The organism is Hyphomicrobiales bacterium (assembly GCA_016710435.1).
In the GTDB taxonomy this organism is placed as follows: Bacteria; Pseudomonadota; Alphaproteobacteria; order Rhizobiales; family Aestuariivirgaceae; genus Aestuariivirga.
The window spans coordinates 1,567,693-1,593,377 of sequence record JADJVV010000001.1; the positions used below are offsets into that span (position 1 = coordinate 1,567,693).

A 25,685-nucleotide genomic window follows, 5' to 3' on the forward strand; every position below is an offset into this window, starting at 1 on the left:
ATGCAGGGCACCGGCGTCATCGACCATTTCCTTGAGGTCTTCACCCGCTACATCGACGGCGGCTTCGGCCTGTTGCAGGGCGAGGTGGCGTTTATCGCCACCACGTTGATCGTCATCGACGTGACCCTGGCCGCGCTATTCTGGTCGTGGGGGGCAGACGACGACATCATCGCTCGCTTGGTCAAGAAAACGCTGTTCGTCGGCGTCTTCGCTTACATCATCGGCAACTGGAACAACCTTGCCCGCATCATCTTCGAGAGCTTCGCTGGTCTCGGCCTGAAGGCCTCCGGCACCGGCTTCACCGTCTCCGATCTCCTGCGCCCGGGCAAGGTCGCGCAGACCGGACTCGATGCCGGGCACCCACTGCTCGAATCCATCTCGAACCTGATGGGCTACTGGTCCTTCTTCGAGAATTTCATCCAGATCGCCTGCATGCTGTTCGCCTGGGCGCTCGTGCTCCTCGCTTTCTTCGTGCTCGCCATCCAGCTCTTCGTGACGCTGATCGAGTTCAAGCTTTCGACACTCGCCGGTTTCGTCCTCATTCCGTTCGGCCTGTTCGGCAAATCCGCTTTCATGGCCGAACGGGTGCTCGGCAATGTCATCTCATCGGGCATCAAGGTCATGGTGCTGGCCGTCATTATCGGTATCGGCTCGACACTCTTCTCCGAGTTCACCGCTGGTTTCGGCGGAGCCACGCCGTCGATCGACGATGCGATGGCCATCGTTCTCGCGGCGCTGACGCTCCTGGGCCTCGGCATCTTCGGTCCCGGCATTGCCAACGGTCTCGTTTCCGGTGGTCCGCAACTCGGCGCAGGCGCGGCGATCGGCACGGGTCTCGCCGCCGGCGGCATGGTGGCAGCGGGTGCGGCGACGGTTGGCGCTGTCGCGTCCGGTGGCGCTGCCCTCGTGGGTGGCGCCGCAGCGGCAGCACGTGGCGGTGCGGCGCTCGCCGGTGGCGCGTCGACTGCCTACAGCCTTGGTGCTGCCGGTCAGAGCGGCGCATCGGGCGTCGCCTCTGGTCTCGGCAATGTCGCTAGCACAGGCGCACAGGCGGCCGTCTCACCCCTGAAGCGCGCAGCCAGCCGCGCAGCCGACAGTATGAAGCAGAGCTACCAGTCCGGTGCGCGTGCAGCGTTTGAGGTGTCGGGCGGATCGTCGACCGCAGGAACTATCGGCGGCGATGCTGCTGACACCGCGTCGGCACCTGCCGCATCAGCCGCCACCGACGGCCCGCCCGCCTGGGCCAAGCGCATGAAACGCTCGCAGCAAATGACCCACGGCGTTCAGGCCGCCGCCCATGCGGTGCGCAGCGGCGACAGCCACGGCGGCGGCTCTTCCGTCAACCTCTCCGAAAGCGACTGACCATGTTCAAACGACCTTCCACCCACTACGGCAAATCCCCGCAGCCCGAGACGCCTTATCAACGCGCCGCGCAAATCTGGGACGAGCGCATCGGTTCGTCCCGCGTGCAGGCGCGGAACTGGCGATTGATGGCATTTGGTTCTCTGGCGCTGTCTGCCGGTTTGTCGGCGGGGTTGTTCTGGCAGTCGATGAACGGTTCGATCGTGCCGTGGGTGGTGCAGGTCGATCGGTTGGGCCAGGCGCAAGCCGTTGCACCCGCAACCGCCGACTATCAGCCCAATGACGCGCAGATCGCCTTCTACCTCGCGCGCTTCATCGAACAGGTCCGGTCCATCCCCGCCGATGCGATCATCGTGCGGCAGAACTGGTTGCGCGCCTATGACTTCACCACGCAGGGCGGCGCGCTGGCTCTCAACGACTATGCCCGCGCCAACGACCCATTCGCCAAGGTCGGCAAGCAACAGATCGCAGTAGAAGTCTCCAGCGTGATCCGGGCGTCGCCGACGAGCTTCCGCGTCGCCTGGATCGAGCGCCGCTATCAGGACGGCAGCCTCGCCGAAACGGCGCGCTGGTCCGCCATCCTCACTGTTGCCGTGCAGCCGCCGCGCGACGCAGACACGCTGCGCAAGAACCCGCTCGGAATCTACATCAACGCAATCAACTGGTCGAAGGAGCTTGGACAATGACGCCGACCTTCCGCACAGCCGGGAAGCCGGCTTTCCGTAATGCCTCACTCGCGGCTCTGCTGTTTTCCGCATCCGCGCTTGCCGGGTGCGCCGGTCACATACCCCCACCTGAAATTTCCTATGACGATGCCGCGCCTGCTGTGCAGACAGTCGATCCGCCCGCGCCGGTCAGGGTGGTCGCGCTGCCGCAACCGCTGCCGCTTCCTGGTCAGTTGAAGCCGGTGGGAAAGGACGGCAAACCCGAACCTGAAGCCGCCGATCCGACCGTGCGCGTCAATCAGGCGAACGCCGCGGCCCGGATGCAGCCGGTGCGTAACGGATTCATCAATTCGATGCAGGTCTATCCCTTCGTCGATAGCGCGCTCTATCAGGTCTATGCTTCGCCGGGACAGATAACCGACATAAGCCTCCAGCCGGGCGAACAACTCGTCGGCTCCGGTCCCGTCGCCGCCGGCGACACCGTGCGCTGGATCATCGGCGATACCGAAAGCGGCATCGGCGCGACGAAACAAATCCATATTCTCGTCAAGCCGACCCGCGCCGAACTGATGACCAATCTCGTCATCAACACCGACCGGCGCACCTATCATATGGAACTGCGCTCGACGCCCTCGACCTATATGGCCTCTGTCTCGTGGCAATATCCGCAGGACCAGCTCATCGCGCTGCGCCGCCAGAACAGCCAAGCCGAAGCACAACAGCCGGTCGCCAACGGCATTGACCTGTCTCGCGTCAATTTCCGGTATGAGGTGGCCGGCGACCGCGCACCCTGGCGGCCACTGCGCGCCTTCGACGATGGACAACAGGTGTTCATCGAGTTTCCGCGCGGCATCGGCCAGGGCGAGATGCCGCCGCTGTTCGTCGTCGGTCCAGAGGGCAATACCTCGGAACTGGTCAACTATCGCGTGCGCGGCAATTACATGATCGTCGACCGCTTGTTTGCGGCCGCGGAACTGCGCTTCGGAGCAGATAAGAACCAGAAGCGCGTTCGCATCTCCCGCACTGATGGGAGGCCCGCGTCGTGAGCACCGAACGTGATCCCGAGAACGAAGCAGGGGTGAGGCCTGAAGCGGCATCGCCACCCGAAACGGCAGAGGATGACTCTCGTCCCCTCACCGGCGAGCCAGTGGCGCCGATGCGGCTGCGCCCTGAACCGCCGCGAGTCACCCGCCTGTCACGCAAAGTTCTTGCCGGTCTCGGCCTGGCGGCCAGTCTGGGTGTCGGCGGTGCGCTGATCTACGCGCTCCAGACCCGGCACTTAGGCAATCAAGGCCAGGAACTCTTTTCCACCGACAACCGCACGACTCCGGACGGACTGTCGGGCCTGCCGAAGGACTATAGCGGCGTGCCCAAGCTCGGCCCGGCGCTACCAGGCGATCTCGGCCGGCCGATTCTCAATGGACCGAACGGCAGCCAAGCTGGTGCGGCGCCTGGGATCGCCACGGTCTCCGGTCCCAGCCCGGAAGAACAGCGGCGGGCGCAGGAGCTGGAATCGGCGCGAACTGCTCGGCTGTTTGCCCCCACGGAAACGCGGCCAGGCAATACTGCAACGACAGCGCCCGCCGCGACGACAGCGCCGTCCGCGACAGACCTTGCCAGCCTCGGCCTGGCGCCGCAGCCGTCGACGCCTTCCGCCCAGGATCGCCAGCTCGCTTTCCTCAACCAGACGCCCGACAAGCGCACGGTCTCGCCGGATCGTGTTGCGGCGCCGGCATCGGCCAATGTGCTTCAGGCGGGCGCGGTGATTTCCGCTGCGCTGATCACCGGCATCCGTTCCGATCTGCCCGGCCAGATCACCGCGCAGGTGACGGAGAACATCTACGACAGCCCGACGGGCAAGATCCTACTCATCCCGCAGGGCACGCGGGTTATCGGTCAGTATGACGCAGGCGTCGGCTTCGGACAGCGCCGCGTCCTCCTCGTCTGGAACCGGCTGATGTTTCCCAATGGCCGATCCATAGTGCTGGAACGCCAACCCGGCGCGGACGCCGAGGGTTACGCCGGACTTGAAGACGGCGTCGATTATCATTGGGGGGAACTCTTCAAGGCGGCCGCCCTTTCAACGCTCCTCAGCGTCGGGGCCGAGGCCGGGACCAGCCAGAACGAAAACAGCCTCGTTCAGGCGCTGCGCTCAGGCGCATCCAACAGCATTAGCCAGACTGGCCAGCAAATAGTCAGCCGCCAGCTCAATATCGCGCCGACATTGACGGTCCGGCCCGGATTTCCGGTTCGCGTCATCGTTACGCGCGATCTCGTGCTCGAACCCTATGGAGGCTGAAATGGCGAAGCTGAAACTATCTCCCATTGCCGACGACAAGCCCGTGAAGGTCGTTGTCGAACTGCCGACCAGCCTGCATCGCGATCTCATCGCCTACGCGGAGATCCTTGGCCGTGAATCCGGCCATCCGAAGACTGATCCGGTTCGACTGATCGTTCCCATGCTGGCGCGATTCATTGCGACGGATCGGGGTTTTGCGAAAGCAAAGCAGGGACGGCCAGTTCACGGGGAAACTCGCTGATCTCCTGCGATTTCCCGATACCAGCCATGTACCTCGCCATCTCAAGAAGTCGATGCAACGCCGGGTTGTCGTTTTGCGGCGACCAAACCGCGCAAAAGGGCAGGAGTTCGCCGACGATGGGTCGGAACATGACACCCGGAAATTGCGCGGCCGTTGTCGCTTCGCTCGTGACCGTCAAACCGCGGCCGAGCGCCACGAGGCGCATCAGGTTGTCCCGGCCGACGGCCTGATGGTGGATTTCAGGGTGGCGGCCAAGATCGGCCAGCCGCTTCACAAGGTAGTCGTGAATTTCCTCGCCGGGCGCGCTCTCACTGACGATGAAGGGTTCGCCGGCAAGTTCAGCGAAATCGACTTCCCCGTCGCCGCCGAGTCGATGCCCTGTCGGCAGTACGACGTAGATGCGTTCTGTCCAGAGTTGTAGGCCATCGCAGCCAGGCCAATCCGCCTCCCCGGTTATGAACGCGACATCGAGTTGGTGCTTCCGGATGGCGGCCACATGATCTGCGGGATTGCCGTCGATGAACGTGAGTTTGACGGCGGCGTGGCGGGCGCCAAACGATTCGATCAGGTCGGATAGAAATCCCGACGCCAGTGACGAGAATATTCCGATATGAACGTGACCGTCTTCACCGCGGCCGATCGCCGTCGCCTCGGCCTTTGCGAGGCCGATTTCCATCAGAGCCTTGCGGCCGCGTTGGACGAACTGTTTCCCGGCATGCGTGAGCATGACGCCGCTTGGAGAGCGGATGAAGAACGCCGTCCCAAGCCGGTCCTCCAGCTCGCGGATGCGGCGGCTGATCGCCGATTCTTGAACGCCCAAAACTGCGGCAGCGCGCCGAAAGCTGCCATGGTCTGCCGCAGCAATCACATATTGGATGTGGCGGACTTGTACCGGCAAACTGATGGCCTCACCGATCAAGCGCCGAGGCGAGCGCCAGTTTCGCTGTCTTCGGGTCGTAGACGTATCCGGTTATCGTCCCGTCCCTGATTCGGCTGACCGCCTCATCGACGGCGAAAAGTGGAGCTAGAAACCATTCCTTGGGCACGATCGGTTGGCCGAAGCGATCCTTGATTTCGACATCAAGGCGCGCCGCGCCAAAGACCTTATGGATCAAGGATTCGAGCTTCGCCCGATTGACGTTGAAGAGTTCATAGGTGGCGACGATCTCGACATCGGCCATGAGATAGGTGGGGTCGAGGCGCGCATTGGCGATGCGGCGTTCCACACTGCCGCCTGTCACGCCGATCTTGTGCAGAATTTCCCGGTTGGCGACCACCAACGGATGGTCAGATTTGCTACGCAACACGTAGATCGTGCCGCTGGCCTGATCGCCGTCACCGGTCTGGTCGTCGAAAAGCGGCCCGGCGCTGGGCTCTGTGATCCGCCGACCGGCATCATCCTTGTAAAGGGCACGCTGGAGCGACCGCAGCAGCAGATCGCTCTCGGTGCCGTTGGAATAGATCACCCGGAGCCGCGCGTCGGTTTCCCCGTTCGGCGCCTTTATCGGATCGCCGACCTCGGCGACATAGGCAGTCTGACCGCCAAGGATGAAAAACTGGCCGATTTGAATATCGGCTTTGAGGAAGCCCGCATCTTTGACAAAGCGCCTTGTCGTGCGAAGCCCGCTTTCAAGGTCGCTTTGCACCTGTTGGAACAGGGGCTTGAACGTCTCGAAATCAAGGCATTTTTCCCGGCTCGCGATTTCCTCGGCTTCGCGCTTTTCCGCGCTGGTGCGCACGTGGCGCAGTTGGGTGATGTCAGATGAACCCGCCGCACCTTCCAGTTCGGCGAGTAGTTCATCCTCGTCCATCGAGTCCGCAGGCGCGACGGACGCCGCAGGCGCGCCCGTCAGCAATCCCTGATGATCAAACGGCGTGAGCAGGGACCGGCAATCGTCCAGCGCGCGCAGGCGGTCGAGCCGCACGGCGTAGAGCCGCTCGAAAATGTCGCCGTCCTCGCCATGTCGGGGCGCATGGCCGTTCTTTTCGACGAACCGCTGAATTTCCTCGAAGCCCGCGATGATGCGTTCCTCGCGGGGCGAACGGCCACCCTTCTTTTCCGGTTGGGCGAAATCCGCCAGTTCGTCGCGCAGTTCGTCAAGATCGAAGTCACTCATAGCGGCCCTCATCCTTGAAGCGGACGAATGCGGCGGCTCCCTCAGCCAGGTGCTTTTCCCAGGCATCGGCGGAACTGATCGACGGCAGCCTTCCGCGCTCGCGCTTAAACTCTACGGCGCGCTTGGCGATCACCTTGGCCTCTTCTGGCGTCAGGCTGGTGCGCTTGGCGGCGATCGCTGCGGCAACCTGCTTCAGGCTCTCCTCGCTCATCGTCTTGGCGAGGATCGCATAGGCTTCGCCGAATGGATTGACCCGGTCGATCAGGTCGATGTCCAGCTCCCGCACGTCCATCGCGAACTTGCGGACGCCATCGACAAACGCCGTATTGGCGCTCTCCTCGCCAAGCGAACTGCCGGACGCCACTTCCTTCGCCTTCTGGGTCAGGTTAAGCGCCGCGACGGCGTGCTGGCGAACGGCTTCCTGATCCTCGGCGTCGAGCTGTGGGAACTTGTCCTTGATGATCTTGCCCATGCGCACCTGGGTCAGTTCCTCGGGCACCAGCTCCTCGTCGAACAGGCCACGCTCGATTGTGGTCTTGTCCTGCACAAAGGCAGCGATCACCTCGTTCAGATCCTCCTGGCAGATCCGCGTCGCTTCCTCGCTCTTGGGCGTAGCCAGACCCTTGATCTCGATCTGGAACTTACCGGATTCCTCGTTGAAGCCGACGTTGCACTTGTTCGGATCGTAGCCGCCCTCGCCATAGTCGAAACCCGGTGTCGGCCCGTTCTGCGGGTTCTTCGGCTTGAACTCGAAGCGCGGCGCCAGCACCTGCTCCATGAGCAGGCTGGCGGCGATGGCTTTCAACGTATCGTTGACAGCCTCGGTCACGATGTCATCGGCGGCGGCAGGTTCGGCGATCAGGTTCGAGAAGCGGGCGCGGGTCTTGCCCGGCGCATCGCGGGTTGCTCGACCGATGATTTGCACGATTTCAGTGAGGCTAGAGCGGTAGCCCACTGTCAGCGCATGTTCGCACCAGATCCAATCAAAGCCTTCCTTCGCCATGCCCAGCGCGATGATGATGTCGACGTGGTCACGATTGTTTTTCTGCGCCGAATCTTTCAGCGCGGCGGACACACGGTCCCGCTTGGCCGGATCGTCATCGACCAGATCGGCGATGCGCAAAATCCGCCCGTCGGCAGCCTTGACCAATTGGAAGCCCGTGGCGGGATCGGTCCCTTGCCAGGCGCCTAGCGTCTCGATGATGTGCTCCACCTCCTTGATCTTGTCCTTCGTGCTCTCGCGCGAATTGACGTTGGGGATGTGGATGATCGTCTTCTCGGCCGGGTTCAGTACCTTCAAAATGTCGTCGGCGTAGGAGTCCGAATAGAAAAAGTAACCGATGTCGAGCTGCTTCAGATATTGATAGCCATTGAGCTGCTCATAGTAGGTGTAGGTAACACTCTCGAACTTGCCTTCGTCCTGCGGCGCCAGCACCGCCTCGGCGTCGCCCCTGAAATAGGACCCGGTCATTGCGACGATATGTACGCGGTCGCGGGTGATGAAATCACCCAGATGGATGCCGAGTTTGTTGTCGGGATTGGCGGAGACGTGGTGGAACTCATCCACAGCGATCAGCCGGTCGTCAAAAGCCGCAACCCCGAATTTGTCGATGGCGAAGCGGAACGTCGCATGGGTGCAGACCAGCACTTTGTCGGCGCTTTCTAGAAACGCGCCGAGCGAATTGACCTTGCCGCCATTGTCGTTGCCGGGTGCGTCACACAGGTTCCATTTCGGCTCGACGTGCCAGTCAGCCCAAAAGCCATGCTTGCCAAGCGGTTCGTCATGGAAGCTGGCGCCGATGGACTTTTCCGGCACGACGATGATGGCCTGCTTCACGCCCTGATTGGCCAGCTTGTCGAGCGCGATGAACATCAGCGCGCGGCTTTTGCCCGAGGCCGGTGGCGATTTTATCAGCAGATATTGCTCACCGCGCTTTTCAAAGGCGCGCTCCTGCATCGGCCGCATCCCGAACTCGTTGGCCTTGGTCGAGCTGCCGTTCGAGGCATATCGGACTGAAACAGAGGGGACGGATTTTGGATTGTTGTCGCTCATTGTTTGCTTGCCTGTTTTTGGCCGGTGCGGTCTTTCAGGATGGCCTTGCCAAACCAGTCGGGCACGTCTTTGACCTCTGACTCAAATATGTTTTCCGGCACCCCCTGCCAGAACAAAACGATGGCATCTGAAAATGCCTGAAACTGCGCGTCACTGATTTTCAGATGCGTGTGATCGCGATATTCTAGGCTGGAGAACCCACCGCCAGCGCCGCTGAACGGGTCGTGCAGATACTCGGGATATTTCAGCTTCAAGTCGTCGAGAGATTTGCCTTTGCCGTGTTTGTAGACGTTGACCACCAAGCGGCAGGCATCAAGTCGCTGGAAGTATTCAGCGCTACTTATCGGCCAGCCGAGGCTTTCCAGTAGTTCAGCGATTTGCGGAAAATCTGCCGACCACACCTTCAATGCCGCCGCATCGCCATGGTGCCAGTGCTGAATTTCCCGAACTAGCCAATCGCGCACTTGCTTGTCCCACTCGTGGAACATGCCGGCGACGACGCTGAGGCGCGTCTGATCACGCATGTCGCTGAGAAGGGTATAAAACTCGATGCCCGCTTCGTTGGCAGCTTCATAGAAATCGCCAGGATCGTGCCGCTCAGGATCGAACCTGCCACTGCTTTTCTGGAGCCAGTCCTCGGCTGCCTTGTCGGCTTCCGCCTCGATGTCTTCAAACTGAGAGAGCAACCGCTTCCGCGCCTGTTCGACATAGAACATGTGGCCGGCAATCAGCGATTTGCGAAATGGCCCCCACATCTGAAACAGCACATAGTCGCTCATGCTGTCGCCACCTTGCGAGCTTTGGTGGCTTTGTTCGGTGTCGCAGCCATCTTGGTGTAAAGCTCGAACAGCTTTTCGAGCCGCTCGGTGTCATTCTTGAACCGTCGACCGATATAGATTCGCTCCAGCACCTCATCATTCCGTTCATGCGCAGCCCGCAAGTCCTCCGGCATGGATTCCGGGGCATACAAATCAGCGATAGTCGCGGGAAAATGCGCCTCGCGCGCAAGTAAGATGTCTTCAGCGCAACGCGTTAGGTCAGCTTTGTTCTTTTGGGTAAGCGCAGGGACAGGAAGCGTATTCCATCCGAGCGTATTAGAATAGCGAATGCGAGTCTCAAGCTTACCGCAGACGGTGACGGTCCACACCAGGTGTAATTTCGAGGCGGCTATCGCCAAGCAAAATAATTCTCCATCGTATATAGCGAATGCGGTATTTGGGAAAATTACGTCTCTATTTTCGAGTGTGACTGGAAGATATGGCCTGGACTCAGACGAAACATTAGGAATCGCTATCGACCATTTGGTGCAATCATTCATTTCTCGGAACTGATGGGGGCGTTCCGCCATTTTAATTGCCGCAGCATCTGGAGAAGCTAATCGGCTTTCTCGTACTGCCTCGATCCTCAGCGCGATTTCGGGAATGTCCGCTGCATCTGCAGGAAGGCAAGGTTGCGGGAACCACAAGCACCACCGCTGCACGCCTTTTACTAATTCGGCACCGCCTTTGAAGGTGCGAATGTATGCCGGCGGCAATCCTCTTTCCAGCAAATTTACTCGCCCCCCCTCATCCAGCAACAGTCCATCAGACAGTCCATAGTAATTCCCTTTGGTCATCTGGGGCAGTGAAGACATTGGTCGCGACGATCTCTCGACGAACACATTGTCGCCGGGAACAAGATATGGATTTATTTGAGGCACTTCCTGCTTAATATCATTATCGAAAAGGAAGCAGGTGCCATCTTCGCGAGAGCATCCAACCACAACAACAGTAACAGTCGCGTTTTCTGTAGCCAGATTTCTCCAGCGAAAAGAACGGATTGCAAATTCAATTTTTAAACCATCCGCTAGAAGTGGTTTCCAAAAATAGAAGATATTCTGACCTTGGCAGATTGAGTTGGTGCTAACAAATGCAAATTTTGCCTTGGTTATTTTGCTATAGTTTGACGCCCTCCAGAACCATCCGCATATGTAGTCAAATGACTTCCAGTTTACGTCAATGCCAGAAAAGCATCGACGGATATCATCCTTCTGATCTTTCGATTGATCTGCGTTGCCTTTGTAGGGCGGATTGCCGCAAATGTATGTTTCCCCCCCCTCGTTCTCGAAATCGATCTGGGGCTGATCGAGAGGCGTGTGAAACAAGTCGTCGGCATGATGCTTCACACCTGTGCCCGTCGGCGGGCAGACGCTGATCCAATCGAGCCGTAGAGCGTTATCGCAGGTGATCCAATTCTGCGCATCGAGCGGCAGGAAATCGCGCAATGCCTCCTTCTGGCCGCGATAGGTCACATCGCACTGATATTCGGCGATGATCAGCGCCAGACGCGCGATCTCCGCCGGAAAGTCGCGCAGCTCAATACCACGAAAGTTTGTCAGCGGAATTTCGGTGCGCCGGTCAGCCTCATCGCGGCGCCGATTGATCTCGGCCTCTATCGCGCGCATTTCCTTATAGGCGATGACGAGGAAATTCCCCGAACCGCAGGCCGGATCGAACACCCGTATTTTCGACATGCGCTTGCGCAGGTTGAGCAGCATGCGCGCATTGTCGTCGGCTTCCTCCAGCTGCTGCCGCAGGTCGTCGAGGAAGAGCGGGTTCAGCACCTTCAGGATGTTCGGCACGCTGGTGTAGTGCATGCCGAGCGCGCCGCGCTCATCATCGTCCGCCACCGCCTGGATCATCGACCCGAAAATATCCGGGTTGATTTTCTTCCAATCGAGGCTGCCGATGTGGAGAAGGTAGGATCGGGCGATGCGGCTGAACCGCGGCACATCCGTGCTGCCGGAAAACAGCCCACCGTTCACATAGGGAAAGCCATCGGCCCAGCGCGGGACACCATTAGCGACCCGTTCCGTTGTCTTGGTGTTCATGGCGCGGAACAGTTCGCCGATCACCTCATGGGTGTTCGACGAATCCTTCGTACTCATGGTCTCGATGGCGGAGGTGAACGCGCCGCTGCCGTTGAAAATCTCGGTATCCTCGGCAAAGAAGCAGAAGATCAGCCGCGCCATGAAATGGTTCATGTCGTGCCGACGCTGCGCGGTCCCCCATGCGGGGTTGTCCTTCAGCAACTCGACATAGAGCCGGTTCAGGCGGCTCGTCGCACGGATGTCGAACGAGCTTTCGCGAACCTGCTTGACCGTGGTGATGCCCGCCAACGGCAGGAAGAAACCGAAGTGGTTCGGGAAATCGGCATAAGTGCAGGAGACCGGCGCGTCGTCGGTCGTGAGATCTTCGGCCTCGAACAAGTCGCCATCCGTAGCCAGCACGAAGCGCGCCTTCGCCCGCGCCGTGGCCGGGCTAGCCTTCAACGCCGCGAGCGTCCGCGTGACCTCGCCCGGCTTGCAAACGGCGATATGGATGTTGTTCGTCTGAAGCACGCCGCCCAGATCGGACTTGTTGGACTCGCCTTTGCGCAAGCGCTTGAGCGTGGTTTCCTTGTTCCCGAAGGCTTCGAGAAACGCATAGGGGAATTCGTCAGCCTCGAAAGGCCGCTCCGCCAGCGCCGAAATGGCTTCTTCGATTTCGACCGCATTCATGCCCATAGCCCCTGGCACGCGCGCTTACGCATATCGGTCAGTACGCCCAGATTGCCGATCATCATTTCTGGAACCTCTCTGCGAGGTAGGGCGGCATTTCGGCGAGAGATAACTCCTGCGAGGAGTTGCCGCTGCGGACATAGAATTTTTCCTGGCCGACACCATTCTTGTCCTTCACGGTGAGCACGAGGGGTTTCGCAGACGGCTGAACATCGACTTGGCAAATCTCGACCTCGCCGATCGCAGGGAACAGAACCTTGAGCTTGCTACTGACAAAGGCAGCCCCAAACGCGCTGCTCAGAAGGTTGCGCAGGTGCAGCTCGAATTTGTCCCGGTTGGCGCCGCCGAGCGACAGGTAGTCCCCTTCAAGACCAAGGATTTCGCCACTGTCACTGACGCCGATGAGCAACGTTCCGCCCTGGCTGTTGGCGAAGGCCGCGACCGTCTTGACGATCACCTCCTCCAGCTTCTTGTTGGTCGCCAGTTCCTTGAAGTCCCAGCGCAGGGACGATTTGAACTCCAGTTCGTCGTCCTCGCCCTCGGCGATCAGCTCTTCCAGCGTGATGGCGGCTTCCGGCGGCTTTGTGTCGGTGATGCCGGTCAGGAAGGCATTGAGGTGCGATGCCAAAGTCGTGCGCCGTGTTTGTAGAAAGGATTCGTAATTCTCGATTTCCCAAAGCGATGGGTCTTCAGGAACGCATTGCAGCGCGAGGCTCTTCGGAAATCGGTCCTTCACATCGGCCAAATACACCTTGGCGTCCGCTGCGCTTTTGGTGCGGTTGGCAATCTGGGTCAGAATCGCGCGGTTTGTCAGTTCCTGCGCGAGGGAATATTTCAGGCGGTTTTCCTGCCCATATCCCTGCGCCTTCAGCTTTGAATAGGGGAAGATGTGGTCGTTCTCGAGCGCATATTTTTTGCCCATGGCCTGGCGCAATGCGACGCCGGTCGTGAAGCAGACGGCGTTACGGCTCTTCAAATACCAACGCAGGAGGCCAAAGAGCGGGTGGGAGATCGATCGGCCGACGAATTCGTCGGGTGTGATCTCCAGGCGCCGCTCCTCCTCAATGACCGCCAACAGTTCATCAAACGGGTTTTTCGATTCCTTGATCGTGCGCAGGTCACGGTCCAGCTTTTGAGGAAGCTGGCTGACGTATCGCGTCCTGATCTGGGAGTAGTAGAACCACTTCACCAGCTTGCGGATCTCGGCGTCATTCAGGTGGGTGCCGCCCTTTTCGAAGCAATAGACGGTGATCGGGATCAGCGCGTAAACCGAGTTGATCTCATCCGTGTGGTCGACGAAGGCATGCGACCGCATCAGGCTTGCGACGTAGTCCAGGACCTGACCGTCTAGTAGCTTCCACGCTGCGCGGAGCTTTTCGTCGTTGTCGGCGTCGTGGAGTTTTTTCATCTCCGAGCCGAGGTGGTAGAGGCAACCCAGCAGGACATAAACGATGAAGTCCAGCTTGAAGACAAAGCCCTTCTCGGCAAGCTCGCTCAGCTTTTTCTTGAAGGTGTCACGGGCTTCCGGCCAGTACCCCGAAATCTGAGCAAGCGCGAGTTCGGCGTCGGTGAGCGACACGCCGCTGGCGTTCACCTTATAAAAAATGTCGATGGCTTCACGCACGCTGGCCCGAACAGGAATGGTTTGTTCCGGGAACTCCCGGTCGAGGATGTTCTCGATCGCCCGCGTGTTGTCATCCATTGCATCGTCGCGCTCGCGACTGACCGTCTCACCTTTCTTTTCCAGTTCGCGCACAATGTCTTTGGCGCGAATTTTCCGCTGGAAAATGTCCGTGATGTTTTGCCATCGCGCGTCATTTTCCATCTTGGTTTTTGTGTAATAGGCGAGTTCCAGGGTCTCCACGTTCACATAGAGCCCGCGCGTATCATTCAGGATTTCGGAGGCGGTGTAGTAGGGCGGGATCTCGCCGCGCACGAGCATGTAGAGCGTCGTAATGCGCTGCTGGCCATCCAGCAGGATGCGCACTGCTCCCTGCTTTTCATTGTATTTATGCGGACCTTTGAGTTCCGGGGGGTTCGCCGTCTCCCAGGTCAGCATCGTGCCAGTGGGGTATTGCTTGATGAGGGAGTCGACCAGTTGCTTCGCATCATCCCGCTTCCAGACGTACTCACGCTGAAAGGCCGGGACAAACAATTGGTGCTCGTCGATTTTCTCCAGTGCCGTCGAAATCTTCATCAAAACCCCTTCCGCGCCGCCCGCGCGCCCAATGTATTGTGCTTCTATTCGGTCAGACCGGCGGTCGGACACGCATCGGGCGCTGCGCCCTGAAAGGGAGCGACCTTAATTTGCGCTTCCCGCTCACGCGTCCGGGCGATGTCGTAACTATTCTGCATACGCATCAGGGTATCCATCGATACGCCGAATGCCTTTTCCAGACGGAGCGCCATTTCCGGTGACAGATGCGCTCGCTCATTGAGAACCGCTGACAGCGCCGCGCGCGTAACCCCAAGCGCCTGAGCCGCGTTGGTGACGGAAAGCCCCAAAGGCTCGATGACTTCGCTCTTCACGAAACCGCCTGGATGCGCGGGGTTTCTAAGCCTTATGCCGCCCATCGCCATCGTCGCCGCCTCCGTACCGGCCGTCTAACCAATCGAGATCGAGGATCTCGGCTTGTCCCTTATCGACCCGAAATATGAGACGACAGCCCTCCGCTACCGGAATGCTTAGCCTCTCCAAGGCGCCCTCTGCCCGCGAGAGCGTGTTCCAACCTGGAACCGTCCGGACCTCATCTTCCCCGTCCATGTCCTGTAGAAAGGACACGATCCGACGCACTCTCGTTGCGGCGGCGGCGGCGAGACCGGCTGCATCATCGTCGGAGATGAACTTGCGCAGCCCGTCGTGGGCTACGTTTCTGATCTGCATGGCTGAAGCTAGCCAAGGCTGCGAATAGCGTCAAGCGACACTATACGACTATTGCAGTGAAATTCGTCACATCGGTCCGCGTGCCGTGGTTCGAGAACTGCATTTTGCGGGCTATGGAATGGGAGTGAACTGCGTTCACACGCCAACCTTTTGAGGTTGGCGCACCCGACACGATTCGAACGTGTGGCCTCCACCTTCGGAGGGTGGCGCTCTATCCAGCTGAGCTACGGGTGCATCTTGGGACTCGATAGTGCCTGAGCCTGAACGGGGTCAACCTCAAACACGAAACTCTTAAGGTCGACTCGACTGACAATAGGGACACGGCTTTCGCCCTACCTTTTGGCCGCCGATCGCTCGCTACAACCTCCTTTCAGTTTGCTTCCGCAGTGCTTCCGCAGCTACGGAGTAGAGAAACTCATATTTTGAAGCGTAATCAAGATATTGATTTTGCTTCGCTTTTCAAACTCATTGCCCAGCAGGCTTGACTTACCTCAGCCTTCGGAGGGCAGCGCTCTGATCCAGCTGAGCTACGGGTGCGTGTGCGCGGTGTGGTGCGGGCTGGTCTATAGCGGAGGGCGGGGGCGGCGGCAATGGTGGGTGTGGTGCCGCTTTAACCCTTTGCAAACCATCTTTTCATCGCGCCTTCCCGGCGCGGTCCAAATCTTGAGGACAGGGTCCCAGTCTTGCGTCTCCCAACCCTGCGGCATGCCCTCGTGCCAGTCTGGAACAGGATCTGAAAGATGGCTGACGGTTCTGACACGCGCCTGCGCGTGGATTGGGTGGATTTCGCCAAGGGCATCTGCATTGTCCTCGTGGTGCTGATGCATTCGACGCTCGGCGTCGAGAAGGCCATGGGCGAGGCGGGGGCACTCAACACCTTCATCCACTGGGCTCAGCCCTTCCGCATGCCGGACTTCTTCCTGATCTCCGGCCTCTTCCTGGCGCGCCGCATCGATGCGCCCTGGCGCGGCTTCCTCGACAAGAAGGTCGTGCACTTCCTATATTTCTATTTTCTCTGGATGACGCTCCAGCTTCTCTTCAAGGGACCGGGCATCATCGAGGCGCGCGGGCCCGCCGGCCTTGCGTCGGAATTTGCCCTGGCCTTCCTCGAACCCTTCGGCACGCTGTGGTTCATCTACCTGCTGCCGGTCTTCTTCCTGGTGACGCGCCTGCTGCGGCCTGTGCCGCCACTGCTGGTCTTTGCTGTTGCCGCCGCCCTGGAGATCGCCCCCATCCACACGGGATGGATCATGATCGACGAGTTTGCCGCGCGCTTCGTCTATTTCTATGCGGGCTACTGGCTGGCCGCGCACGTCTTCCGCTTTGCCTCCGCCATGGCGTCGCTGTCGACCCCGGCCCTTCTCTCCGCGCTCTTTGTCTGGGGCTACGCCCACACGCTGGCCTTCCAGCAGGGCTACGTGAGCGGTGCGGGATGGGGCATCGTCGCGGGCTTCATCGGGGTCGGCGCCGTGATCTCCGCGGGCGTGCTGTTGGCCCGCTTCCGCGCCGGCCATGTGCTCCGCTACCTGGGCGAGAATTCGATCGTGGTCTATCTCTCCTTCTTCCTGTTCATGGCCGCAAGCCGCACGCTGGCCCTGAAGTTCTTTACCCATTGGGGACCGGATGCCATCTCGCTCGCCAGCACCGCGGCAGGCGTGATCGGTCCCGTGGTGCTGTTCCATCTCACCCGCAATACCAGCTTGCGCTTCCTGTTCCGCAGGCCCCGCTGGGCGCGGCTTGCTGACAGTCCCAAGCTGGAAACGGCGGGCAAGGTCTGGCACAGTGCGGGGCATGAACAACACGCCAAGCACACCGGCGCAGGGCCTTAAGCCCGGCGACCACCTCTATCTGATCGATGGATCAGGCTACATCTTCCGCGCCTATCATGCCCTTCCGCCGCTGACCCGCAAGAGCGACGGCCTGCCCGTGGGTGCGGTGCAGGGCTTCTGCAACATGCTGTGGAAGCTGCTCAAGGAAACCAACAACGGCCACAAGCCCACCCACCTCGCGGTGATCTTCGACAAGTCGTCGAAGACATTCCGCAACGACATCTATTCCGAATACAAGGCCCACCGGCCCGAACCGCCGGCCGACCTGCGGCCGCAGTTCTCGCTCATCAAGCAGGCAACGCGCGCCTTCAACGTCCCCGCCGTGGAGCAGGACAACTACGAGGCCGACGATCTCATCGCCACCTATGCCCGTCAGGCGGCGGAGGCAGGCGCCACCTGCCGCATCGTCTCGTCGGACAAGGACCTGATGCAGCTGGTGAAACCAGGCATCTCGTTGTTCGATACCATGAAGGACAAGGAGATCGGCGAGGCGCAGGTGCTGGAGAAATTCGGCGTGACCCCAGACAAGGTGGTGGACGTGCAGGCCCTTGCCGGTGACAGCGTGGACAATGTGCCGGGCGTGCCGGGGATCGGCCTCAAGACCGGTGCGGAACTCATCAACACCTATGGTTCGCTGGAAGCCCTGCTGGAACGTGCCGCCGAGATCAAGCAGAACAAGCGCCGCGAGAACCTCATTCAATACGCTGAACAGGCAAGACTCTCCAAACGCCTGGTGATGTTGGACGATCGCGTGCCGGTGGAGGAGCAGGTGGGCGGCTTTGCTGTCGATGTGCCCAAGGCCTCGCAGCTCATCGGCTTCTTGAAGACGCTGGAATTCTCCACCTTCACGCGCAAGGTCGCGGGCGAATTGCAGGCCGACATGGCGGCCATCGAACCCGTGCCCGTGGAGATCAATTTCTGGCCGCCGGAAGGTGGCCTGCCTGTGACGCCCGTGCCCGTGGCAAAGCCGGCGCCTTCAATGGAGACACCGCTGCTGGCGCCGTCTGCACTGCCGCAACAACCGGCGGATACTCTGGCCGAAGATGACCTGGAACTTTACCTGCGCGCCATTCCCGTCGATCACGCCGGATATGAAACGGTGACGACGGCGGGGGCCTTGCGGGCATGGGTTGCCGCCGCCGATGCGCAGGGCTTCGTCTCCTTCGACAGCGAGACGGATTCCCTCGATGCCATGCGCGCCGGCATTGCCGGGCTGTCGCTGGCGCTGGCGCCGGGAAAGGCCTGCTATGTGCCCCTCAACCACAAGAGCCTGGGCGAGGGCCTGTTCGGCGGGGAACGCCTGGCGGGCCAATTGGGCGAGGAGGAAGCGCTCGCCATCGTGAAGCCTATGCTGGAAGCGCCGCACATTCTCAAGATCGGCCAGAACCTCAAGTTCGACATGCTGGTGCTGAAGCAGCGCGGCATTGCGATTGCGCCCTTCGACGACACGATGCTCATGTCCTACGCCTTTGAATCGGGCGACGTGGGACATGGCATGGATGAACTGTCGGACCGCCATCTCGGCCACAAGCCCATCACCTACAAGGCGGTCACCGGTTCGGGCCGCAGTGCCGTCACCTTCGACCGCGTGCCAATCGATCGCGCCTGCCACTATGCCGCCGAGGATGCCGACATCACGCTCCGCCTGTGGATGCTGTTCCGGCAGAAGCTGCTGCGGGCCCGCAAGATGACGGTGTACGAAACGCTGGAACGCCCACTCGTGCCGGTGCTGCTCGCCATGGAGAATGAAGGCGTGGTGGTGGACCGCAATGTGCTGCAACGGCTCTCCTCCGAATTTGCAGCAAGTCAGGGCCGCATCGAGACAGACATTCAGGCGCTGGCCGGAGGGGCGTTCAACATCGGCTCGCCCAAGCAGTTGGGAGATATCCTTTTCGGCCGCATGGGCCTGACCGGCGGACGAAAGACGGCGACGGGCGCATGGAGCACCGATAGCGATGTGCTGGAAGATCTCGCCGCGCAGGGTGTTGACCTGGCACGCCGGGTCCTCGACTGGCGGCAGTTGTCCAAGCTCCGCTCCACCTATACGGAAGCGCTGCCCAACTTCATCAATCCGCGCACCAATCGCGTACACACCTGCTACGCCATGGCGTCGACATCGACGGGGCGGTTGTCCTCGTCGGATCCGAACCTGCAGAACATTCCCGTTCGCACCGACGAGGGCCGCCGCATTCGCACCGCCTTCGTGGCCAAGCTCGGCCACCGCCTTGTGAGCGCCGATTATTCGCAGATCGAGTTGCGCGTGCTCGCCCATGTGGCCGATATTCCGCAATTGAAGAAGGCCTTCGCCGATGGCCTCGACATTCATGCCATGACGGCGAGCGAGATGTTCAACGTGCCCCTTGCCGGCATGGACCCGGCGGTGCGCCGCCGCGCCAAGGCCATCAACTTCGGCATCATCTATGGCATCTCGGCCTTCGGCCTTGCCAACCAGCTTGGCATCAGCCGCGAGGAGGCGGGCGAATACATCCGCACCTACTTCAAGCGTTTCCCCGGGATCCGCGCCTACATGGACGCCACCAAGCAGGCCGCCCATGACCAGGGCTTTGTGGAAACGGTCTTCGGCCGGCGCATGCATTTCCCGCGCATCAAGTCTCCCAACGCGTCCGAGCGGGCCTTCCTCGAGCGCGCCTCCATCAACGCGCCCATCCAGGGGTCCGCGGCCGACATCATCCGCCGTGCCATGATCCGAATGATGCCGGCCTTGGCCGGGGCGGGCCTCAAGGCGCGCATGCTCCTGCAGGTGCACGACGAACTGATCTTCGAGGTTCCCTCGACGGAGGTGGATGCCACGCTCCCGCTGGTGCGCAAGGTGATGGAGGGCGCGGCGGAACCGGCGGTCAAACTCTCCGTGCCCCTCCAGGTGGACGCCCGGGCCGCTTCAAACTGGGATGAAGCGCACTGATGAGATAACACCAGAATTTGATGTTCGATAACATTAACTGATGATGTGATTGCATCTTTACATCAATCATTTTTTCCCGCAGAAAGGCGTCTCACGTCACCGGGAGAAGATGCCATGAACGCCTTGAACGAGCCCGTCATCCGCGCCGAACTGGCCAAGATCGGCCTGCGCTGGGCCAACTGCATCTCGTGGAATGCCGGGGTCGCCGAATTGTACCAGCAGGCACTGGAGCGGGGCGAAGCCCGTGTTGCCGATGGTGGGGCGCTTTCCGTCATGACCGGGGCCCACACCGGCCGCAGCCCCAGGGACAAGTACATCGTTCGCAACGCCGCTTCCGCCGACAGCGTGTGGTGGGACAACACCGCAAGCCTCACCCAGTCCCAGTTCGACCAGATCAAGTCCGACATGCTGGCCCATGCCCGGCTCAAGTCGCTGTTCGTCCAGGACCTCAACGCCGGTGCCGATCCCGCCCATCGCCTGGAGACGCGCGTCATCACCGAATTCGCCTGGCAGGCGCTGTTCATCCGCAACCTGCTGATCGTGCCGGAAGCGGATTTTGCCGGTGCCCCCGGCCTCACAATCCTCTGCCTGCCGAGCTTCAAGGCCGACCCCACCCGCCACGGCACGCGCAGCGACGTGGTCGTCGCCCTCGACCTTGCCCAGCGCCTCGTCCTGATCGGCGGCACGCACTATGCGGGCGAGATCAAGAAGTCCGTCTTCACGGTCATGAACCACATCCTGCCCGAGCGCGGCGTACTGCCCATGCACTGCTCCGCCAACATCGGCACGCTGGGCGATACGGCGGTCTTCTTCGGCCTCTCCGGCACTGGCAAGACGACGCTCTCCACCGATCCCGAACGCGCCCTCATCGGCGATGACGAGCACGGCTGGTCGGAGAGGGGCGTCTTCAACATCGAAGGCGGCTGCTACGCCAAGGCGATCAATCTGTCGGCTGCCGCTGAGCCGCAAATCTACGCCGCCGCCCACCGCTTCGGCAGCGTGCTTGAAAACGTCACCGTCGACGAAGACCACAAGCCGCACTTCGGCGACAATGGCATCACCGAGAACACCCGCGTCGCCTACGACATGTCGGCCATTCCGGGCGCGCGTGAGGATGGTCTGGGCACCATCCCCAGGACGATTATCATGCTGACGGCGGATGCCTTCGGCGTGCTGCCGCCGGTGGCCAGGCTCACGCCCGACCAGGCCATGGAACACTTCATGGCGGGCTACACCGCCAAGGTGGCTGGCACCGAACGTGGCGTGAAGGAACCGCAAGCCACCTTCTCCGCCTGCTTCGGCGCACCCTTCCTCACGCGCCATCCGGCCGCCTATGGCGCAATGCTGAAGGACCTTATCGCCCGTCACAAGGTCGCCTGCTATCTCGTCAACACTGGCTGGACCGGCGGTGCCTACGGCACGGGCAAGCGTATCCCGATCGATGTGACCCGCAATATCGTGCGCGCCGCCCTCTCCGGCGCACTTGCAGAGACGGCAACCCGCACCGACCCGCACTTCGGTCTCGCGGTTCCCGTCCGTCTCGCAGGCGTTCCAGACACGGTGCTGGACCCTGCCAAGGGCTGGGCCGACGCGGCCGCCTATGACGCCGCGGCGCGAAAGCTCGTGGCCATGTTCGCCGACAATGCCAAGCGCTTCGCCGCACAACCGGAAGCACCCCGCCACGCCGCTGAGTGATCCGACTTACCTGTTGCGCCCCACCCTGTTTTCGCGTCTCATCGCCTCGCCTTGGGATGCAGAACGGGCGTGCGGGCCCCAACAGGGAGGACAGGATGCCACTCCTCTTGGCCGTGAGCAGGGCCATCGACCGGCTTTCCCGCTGGCTCGGAATCATCGCCAACTGGATGGTGCTTCTCGCCGCCCTCGTCTGCGCGGCGGACGCGATTCTGCGCTACAGCGTGAACGGATTGCTGCGCCTTTCCGGCGGCGGCAACGGCGGCCTCGGCCTCTGGCTGTTCGATCTCTACCGCGGCAATTCCAATTCGCTGCGCGACCTGCAACTGATCCTCTTTGCCGGCATGGTGATGCTGGGCGCCTCCTGGACGCTAAAGCTCAACGAGCATGTGCGCGTCGATCTTGTATACACATCGGTCAGCGACAGGGCGCGCGTGTGGATCGATCTGATCGGCACACTCCTCTTCCTCGCCCCCTTCTGCATCCTCATGGTCTATTTCAGCTGGGCCTGGTTCGTGGAGGCCTGGGTATCGAACGAAATGTCCCAGAATGCAGGTGGAATGCCGCGCTGGCCGCTGAAGCTGTTCATTCCCCTGGGCTTCAGCCTCATCCTGCTGCAGGGGCTGTCGGAACTGATCAAATGCGTGCATTCCCTGCTCACCGGTGAACGCCGCGAACACGCCTACGAGAAGCCCGTGCAATGATGGCGTTCGTTGCGCACAACATGGCGCCGCTGATGTTCGCGGGGCTGATCCTCTTCATGCTCTATGGCTACCCCGCCGCCTTTTCGCTGGCGGCGGTGGGATTGTTCTTCGGCTTTCTTGGTGTTGAACTGGGCCTCATCGCACCAGACTTTCTCGGCAACATCATCTTCCAGATCGAAGGCGTGCTGCGCAACGACCTGCTGCTCGCCATACCCTTCTTCACCCTGATGGGTGCGATCCTGGAACGGAGCGGATTGGCCGAAGACCTGCTCGATGGTTTCGGACAATTGTTCGGCGGCGTGCGCGGCGGCTTGTCCTATGCGGTGATCCTGGTGGGCGCCGTGCTCGGTGCCATCACGGGCACGGTCGCGGCCTCCGTGATTGCCATGGGATTGATCTCGCTCCCGGTCATGATGCGCTACGGCTACAACATCCGTCACGCCACGGGCGTGATCGCGGCATCGGGGACCATCACGCAACTCATTCCGCCCTCGCTCGTGCTGGTCGTGCTCGCGGACCAGATGGGGGTGGACGTGGGCGAGATGTACAAGGGCGCCATGGGCCCCAGCGTGGTCCAGGTGCTGCTTTTCATGGCCTTCGTGCTGCTGGTCTCGATCTTCAGGCCGGACCATGTGCCCGCCCTGCCGCCGGAAGCGCGCACCTTGCGCGGCTGGGCGCTGGTCTGGCGCTGCCTGCGCGGCATGGTGCCGTCGCTGGCCCTGATCTTCATCGTGCTGGGTACGATCTTCACGGGCCTCGCCACCGCGACGGAAGCGGGTGCCATGGGTGTGCTCGGCGCATTGATCCTCGCCTTTCTCAACGGCCGCCTCGATAGGGCACTTGTCTATTACGGGATGCAGTCGACCATGCGCATCACCGCCATGGTGGTGCTGATCCTCATTGGTGCGCGCGTCTTCAGCCTCGTCTTCCAGGGCGTTGGCGGCAAGGAATGGATCGAAGGCATGCTGGTGGCGCTGCCGGGCGGGCAGGTGGGCTTCCTCATCGCGGTCAACGCCTTCGTCTTCGTCATCGCCTTCTTCCTCGACTTCTTCGAGATCGCCTTCATCATCGTGCCGCTGCTCGCGCCCGTGGCGCAGACACTGGGCATCAACCTCGTTTGGTTCGGTGTGTTGCTGGGGGCCAACATGCAGACGAGCTTCATGCATCCGCCATTCGGGTTCGCGCTCTTCTACCTGCGCGGCATTGCACCTTCTTCGGTACGAAGCCGCGACATCTACTGGGGCGCCATTCCCTGGGTGATCCTGCAGTTGCTGCTGGTCATCATCCTGATCGCCTTCCCCGAACTGGTGACGGCCTTCCTGGACAAGGAGATCGTGGTGGCCCCCGATTTCGAAGTGATTGTGCCGCAAGGCGGCCAGGAGCTTGATCCCCTCGCGCCGCCGGCATTCGACCTCAACACGCCGCCCCCCGTGCAATGAAAAAGGGGCTTCACGGGGGAAGCCCCTTGCTCATGTGATGAAAGAGGACGTTACAGCGCCTTCTTGCGTTGCTGTCCCATCATGAAGGCATCGAACTGGTATTCCGAGAACTGCGCCCACAGATAGGCGTCGGAGCGGAAGGCCATCATGGCATCATGGATCTTCTTGAACGGCGCATTGCTGGCGCTGATCTCGGCATAGGCGGCCTTGGAGGTGTTGAAGCAGGCCTCCATCACGTCCTGCGGGTAGGGCGCGAGCTTGGCACCCGCCGCCGCGAGTTTCTTCAGCGCGCCTGGATTGACCGCATCATACTTCGCCAGCATGTCGGCATTGGCGGCCTGCGCGGCGGTCTTGATGATGGACTGGTACGTCGCGGGCAGTTCCGCCCATTTGGCGCTGTTGGTCATGATGTGCAGCATGGCGCCGCCTTCCCACCAGCCGGGGTAATAGTAGTGCGGCGCCACTTTGTAGAAGCCGAGCTTCTCGTCGTCATATGGCCCCACCCATTCGGCGGCGTCGATCGTGCCCTTTTCCAACGCCTGGTAGATTTCACCGCCGGCGATCTGCTGCGGCACCACGCCAAGCTGCGACATGACCTTGCCGGCAAATCCGGCGATGCGCATCTTGATGCCCTTCAGGTCCTCGACCGATTTGATCTCCTTGGTGAACCAACCGCCCATCTGCGCGCCGGTGTTGCCGCACGGAAAGCCGACGAGATTGTGCCCGGCATAGAAGTCATTCATCAGGTCGATGCCGCCGCCATAGTACATCCAGGCATTCTGCTGGCGCGCGTTGAGACCGAAGGGCACCGCCGTGCCGAAGGCGAAGGTTGGGTCCTTGCCCCAGTAATAGTAGGAGCAGGTGTGGCACATCTCCACGGTTCCCGCACCCGCCGCATTGGCGGCCTCGAGTCCGGGCACGATTTCATTCGCGGCGAAGACCTGGATCTGGAACTTGCCGTCGGTGGCCTCACGCACATAACGGGCAAAGGTTTCGCCGGTGCCATAGATCGTATCCAGCGCCTTGGGAAAGCTGGAGGTGAGCCGCCACTTCAATTCCGGTGCGGTCTGGGCGATCGCAGGCGTGGCAAGGGAGGCCGCGGCCCCCACGGCGACGGCCCCGCTGCGGGCGAACAACTTTCGTCTGTTGAGTGACATGGATTTCCTCCGGTCAAGAATGGAAAGTCTGGGCTGCCCCTGGCACCTGTGACTATGGCAAGGCGTCCGCGACCTTTCAACATCGCAAGGCGCGCAAAAAGAAAAAGGGGCCGGTGAGGCCCCTTCGTGTCGTGCTGGCAGACGCTTCAGCCCTTGCCGCGCGGAGCCATGATCATGATGATCTGCCGTCCCTCAGGCTTTGGTTCCAGTTCCACCTTGGCGATCTCGGCCATTTCTGATTTCACCCGCAACAGGAGCTTGTAGCCCAGATCCTGGTGATCCATTTCGCGGCCACGGAAGCGCAGCGTCACCTTCACCTTGTCGCCTTCTTCGAAGAATCGCTTGGCGGCGCGCATCTTCACTTCGTAATCGTGGTCGTCGATCATCGGGCGGAGCTTGATTTCCTTGATCTCGATGACGCGCTGCTTCTTGCGGGCTTCCGCTGCCTTCTTCTGTTCCTGGAAGCGGAACTTGCCGTAGTCGAGAATCTTGGCGACGGGCGGCTTGGCATCGGGAGAAATCTCCACGAGGTCGAGGCCTGCCTCTTCGGCCATGATCATGGCCTGCCGCGTCGGGACAACGCCGACATTGCCGCCATCTGCACCGATCAGGCGCACCTCGCGGGCATCAATGCGGTTGTTGATCTTGTGCTCGTCTTCCTTCTGCGGAACAGGAGCATTGCGGTTGAACGAAGGGCGGCGTGGGGGCAGGCTCAAGTGGTCGGTCTCTCCTGTTGTGGTCCGCCGGCCCCGCAAGGATGTTTTGCGAATCCGGCGGGCATT

At 61.1% G+C, this 25,685-nt stretch carries 20 protein-coding genes and 1 tRNA gene; 10 read left to right on the top strand and 11 right to left on the bottom strand.

Going from position 1 to position 25,685, the window contains the following annotated elements; genetic code table 11:
* From trbL to IPM06_07650, 5 genes are read left to right on the top strand one after another with little or no spacing between them, the layout of a single operon-like run.
* The gene (trbL, locus tag IPM06_07630; protein MBK8770286.1) at positions 1–1,362 is read left to right on the top strand and encodes a P-type conjugative transfer protein TrbL; all 1,362 of its coding nucleotides are present in this window, start codon (positions 1–3) and stop codon (positions 1,360–1,362) included.
* A gap of 2 nt (positions 1,363–1,364) precedes the next feature.
* On the top strand, positions 1,365–2,048 hold the full coding sequence (locus IPM06_07635; protein MBK8770287.1) for a conjugal transfer protein TrbF: 684 nt from the start codon (positions 1,365–1,367) through the stop codon (positions 2,046–2,048).
* The gene (trbG, locus tag IPM06_07640; GenBank protein MBK8770288.1) at positions 2,045–3,073 is read left to right on the top strand and encodes a P-type conjugative transfer protein TrbG; all 1,029 of its coding nucleotides are present in this window, start codon (positions 2,045–2,047) and stop codon (positions 3,071–3,073) included. The genes IPM06_07635 and trbG overlap by 4 nt, the downstream gene beginning before the upstream one ends.
* A complete protein-coding gene (locus IPM06_07645; protein ID MBK8770289.1) occupies positions 3,070–4,326 on the top strand; it encodes a TrbI/VirB10 family protein in 1,257 nt (418 codons plus the stop codon). The genes trbG and IPM06_07645 overlap by 4 nt, the downstream gene beginning before the upstream one ends.
* A 1-nt stretch (position 4,327) precedes the next feature.
* The gene (locus tag IPM06_07650) at positions 4,328–4,567 is read left to right on the top strand and encodes a DUF2274 domain-containing protein (protein ID MBK8770290.1); all 240 of its coding nucleotides are present in this window, start codon (positions 4,328–4,330) and stop codon (positions 4,565–4,567) included.
* On the opposite strand, the gene IPM06_07655 is transcribed toward IPM06_07650, so the two are convergent.
* From IPM06_07655 to IPM06_07695, 9 genes are all read right to left on the bottom strand, one after another.
* Entirely contained in the window at positions 4,500–5,471 is a 972-nt protein-coding gene (locus tag IPM06_07655) for a LysR family transcriptional regulator (GenBank protein MBK8770291.1), read from the bottom strand. The two genes, IPM06_07650 and IPM06_07655, sit on opposite strands and share 68 nt — an antisense overlap.
* A 4-nt stretch (positions 5,472–5,475) precedes the next feature.
* The gene (locus IPM06_07660; GenBank protein MBK8770292.1) at positions 5,476–6,684 is read right to left on the bottom strand and encodes a GIY-YIG nuclease family protein; all 1,209 of its coding nucleotides are present in this window, start codon (positions 6,682–6,684) and stop codon (positions 5,476–5,478) included.
* Complete coding sequence (locus IPM06_07665; protein ID MBK8770293.1) at positions 6,677–8,737, bottom strand: DEAD/DEAH box helicase; 2,061 nt, start codon at positions 8,735–8,737, stop codon at positions 6,677–6,679. The genes IPM06_07660 and IPM06_07665 overlap by 8 nt, the downstream gene beginning before the upstream one ends.
* Positions 8,734–9,516: a hypothetical protein gene (locus IPM06_07670; protein MBK8770294.1), complete on the bottom strand. Its 783-nt coding sequence runs from the start codon at positions 9,514–9,516 to the stop codon at positions 8,734–8,736. The genes IPM06_07665 and IPM06_07670 overlap by 4 nt, the downstream gene beginning before the upstream one ends.
* Positions 9,513–12,275: a class I SAM-dependent DNA methyltransferase gene (locus tag IPM06_07675; GenBank protein ID MBK8770295.1), complete on the bottom strand. Its 2,763-nt coding sequence runs from the start codon at positions 12,273–12,275 to the stop codon at positions 9,513–9,515. Before IPM06_07675 ends, IPM06_07670 begins: the two co-directional genes overlap by 4 nt.
* 61 nt (positions 12,276–12,336) lie before the next feature.
* Positions 12,337–14,472 carry a DUF262 domain-containing protein gene (locus IPM06_07680; GenBank protein MBK8770296.1) on the bottom strand — a complete coding sequence of 712 codons (2,136 nt, stop codon included), beginning with the start codon at positions 14,470–14,472 and terminating at the stop codon, positions 12,337–12,339.
* 44 nt (positions 14,473–14,516) lie between these two features.
* Entirely contained in the window at positions 14,517–14,849 is a 333-nt protein-coding gene (locus IPM06_07685; GenBank protein MBK8770297.1) for a HigA family addiction module antidote protein, read from the bottom strand.
* On the bottom strand, positions 14,830–15,159 hold the full coding sequence (locus IPM06_07690) for a type II toxin-antitoxin system RelE/ParE family toxin (GenBank protein MBK8770298.1): 330 nt from the start codon (positions 15,157–15,159) through the stop codon (positions 14,830–14,832). The genes IPM06_07685 and IPM06_07690 overlap by 20 nt, the downstream gene beginning before the upstream one ends.
* Positions 15,160–15,316: 157 nt before the next feature.
* Positions 15,317–15,393: transfer RNA gene (locus tag IPM06_07695), tRNA-Arg, on the bottom strand.
* Positions 15,394–15,899: 506 nt separating this feature from the next.
* Here IPM06_07695 and IPM06_07700 point away from each other — a divergent pair.
* The 5 genes from IPM06_07700 to IPM06_07720 all read left to right on the top strand — a co-directional run bounded on the left by IPM06_07700 (position 15,900) and on the right by IPM06_07720 (position 23,746).
* Positions 15,900–16,988: an acyltransferase family protein gene (locus tag IPM06_07700; GenBank protein ID MBK8770299.1), complete on the top strand. Its 1,089-nt coding sequence runs from the start codon at positions 15,900–15,902 to the stop codon at positions 16,986–16,988.
* On the top strand, positions 16,951–19,911 hold the full coding sequence (polA, locus tag IPM06_07705) for a DNA polymerase I (protein MBK8770300.1): 2,961 nt from the start codon (positions 16,951–16,953) through the stop codon (positions 19,909–19,911). Before IPM06_07700 ends, polA begins: the two co-directional genes overlap by 38 nt.
* A 114-nt stretch (positions 19,912–20,025) precedes the next feature.
* Positions 20,026–21,606 (top strand): phosphoenolpyruvate carboxykinase, encoded by a 1,581-nt coding sequence (locus IPM06_07710; protein MBK8770301.1) that lies wholly within the window; start codon positions 20,026–20,028, stop codon positions 21,604–21,606.
* Between the two features lie 95 nt (positions 21,607–21,701).
* A complete protein-coding gene (locus tag IPM06_07715) occupies positions 21,702–22,307 on the top strand; it encodes a TRAP transporter small permease subunit (protein ID MBK8770302.1) in 606 nt (201 codons plus the stop codon).
* Positions 22,304–23,746 carry a TRAP transporter large permease subunit gene (locus tag IPM06_07720; GenBank protein ID MBK8770303.1) on the top strand — a complete coding sequence of 481 codons (1,443 nt, stop codon included), beginning with the start codon at positions 22,304–22,306 and terminating at the stop codon, positions 23,744–23,746. The genes IPM06_07715 and IPM06_07720 overlap by 4 nt, the downstream gene beginning before the upstream one ends.
* Positions 23,747–23,796: 50 nt before the next feature.
* Here the strand turns inward: IPM06_07720 and IPM06_07725 are convergent, their stop codons facing one another.
* A complete protein-coding gene (locus IPM06_07725) occupies positions 23,797–24,903 on the bottom strand; it encodes a TRAP transporter substrate-binding protein (protein ID MBK8770304.1) in 1,107 nt (368 codons plus the stop codon).
* Between the two features lie 146 nt (positions 24,904–25,049).
* Positions 25,050–25,619: a translation initiation factor IF-3 gene (locus IPM06_07730; protein MBK8770305.1), complete on the bottom strand. Its 570-nt coding sequence runs from the start codon at positions 25,617–25,619 to the stop codon at positions 25,050–25,052.
* Positions 25,620–25,685 lie beyond the last annotated feature (66 nt).

Excerpts from the sequence above, each read along its gene's own strand:
- IPM06_07700 (MBK8770299.1), top strand. The coding sequence starts at position 15,900 with ATGGCTGACGGTTCTGACACGCGCCTGCGCGTGGATTGGGTGGATTTC.
- IPM06_07680 (MBK8770296.1), bottom strand. The coding sequence starts at position 14,472 with ATGAAGATTTCGACGGCACTGGAGAAAATCGACGAGCACCAATTGTTT.
- IPM06_07670 (MBK8770294.1), bottom strand. The coding sequence starts at position 9,516 with ATGAGCGACTATGTGCTGTTTCAGATGTGGGGGCCATTTCGCAAATCG.
- polA (MBK8770300.1), top strand. The coding sequence starts at position 16,951 with ATGAACAACACGCCAAGCACACCGGCGCAGGGCCTTAAGCCCGGCGAC.
- IPM06_07660 (MBK8770292.1), bottom strand. The coding sequence starts at position 6,684 with ATGAGTGACTTCGATCTTGACGAACTGCGCGACGAACTGGCGGATTTC.
- IPM06_07725 (MBK8770304.1), bottom strand. The coding sequence starts at position 24,903 with ATGTCACTCAACAGACGAAAGTTGTTCGCCCGCAGCGGGGCCGTCGCC.
- IPM06_07635 (MBK8770287.1), top strand. The coding sequence starts at position 1,365 with ATGTTCAAACGACCTTCCACCCACTACGGCAAATCCCCGCAGCCCGAG.
- IPM06_07675 (MBK8770295.1), bottom strand. The coding sequence starts at position 12,275 with ATGAATGCGGTCGAAATCGAAGAAGCCATTTCGGCGCTGGCGGAGCGG.
- trbL (MBK8770286.1), top strand. The coding sequence starts at position 1 with ATGCAGGGCACCGGCGTCATCGACCATTTCCTTGAGGTCTTCACCCGC.
- IPM06_07685 (MBK8770297.1), bottom strand. The coding sequence starts at position 14,849 with ATGGGCGGCATAAGGCTTAGAAACCCCGCGCATCCAGGCGGTTTCGTG.
- IPM06_07710 (MBK8770301.1), top strand. The coding sequence starts at position 20,026 with ATGAACGCCTTGAACGAGCCCGTCATCCGCGCCGAACTGGCCAAGATC.
- IPM06_07720 (MBK8770303.1), top strand. The coding sequence starts at position 22,304 with ATGATGGCGTTCGTTGCGCACAACATGGCGCCGCTGATGTTCGCGGGG.
- IPM06_07665 (MBK8770293.1), bottom strand. The coding sequence starts at position 8,737 with ATGAGCGACAACAATCCAAAATCCGTCCCCTCTGTTTCAGTCCGATAT.
- IPM06_07650 (MBK8770290.1), top strand. The coding sequence starts at position 4,328 with ATGGCGAAGCTGAAACTATCTCCCATTGCCGACGACAAGCCCGTGAAG.
- IPM06_07690 (MBK8770298.1), bottom strand. The coding sequence starts at position 15,159 with ATGCAGATCAGAAACGTAGCCCACGACGGGCTGCGCAAGTTCATCTCC.
- trbG (MBK8770288.1), top strand. The coding sequence starts at position 2,045 with ATGACGCCGACCTTCCGCACAGCCGGGAAGCCGGCTTTCCGTAATGCC.
- IPM06_07715 (MBK8770302.1), top strand. The coding sequence starts at position 21,702 with ATGCCACTCCTCTTGGCCGTGAGCAGGGCCATCGACCGGCTTTCCCGC.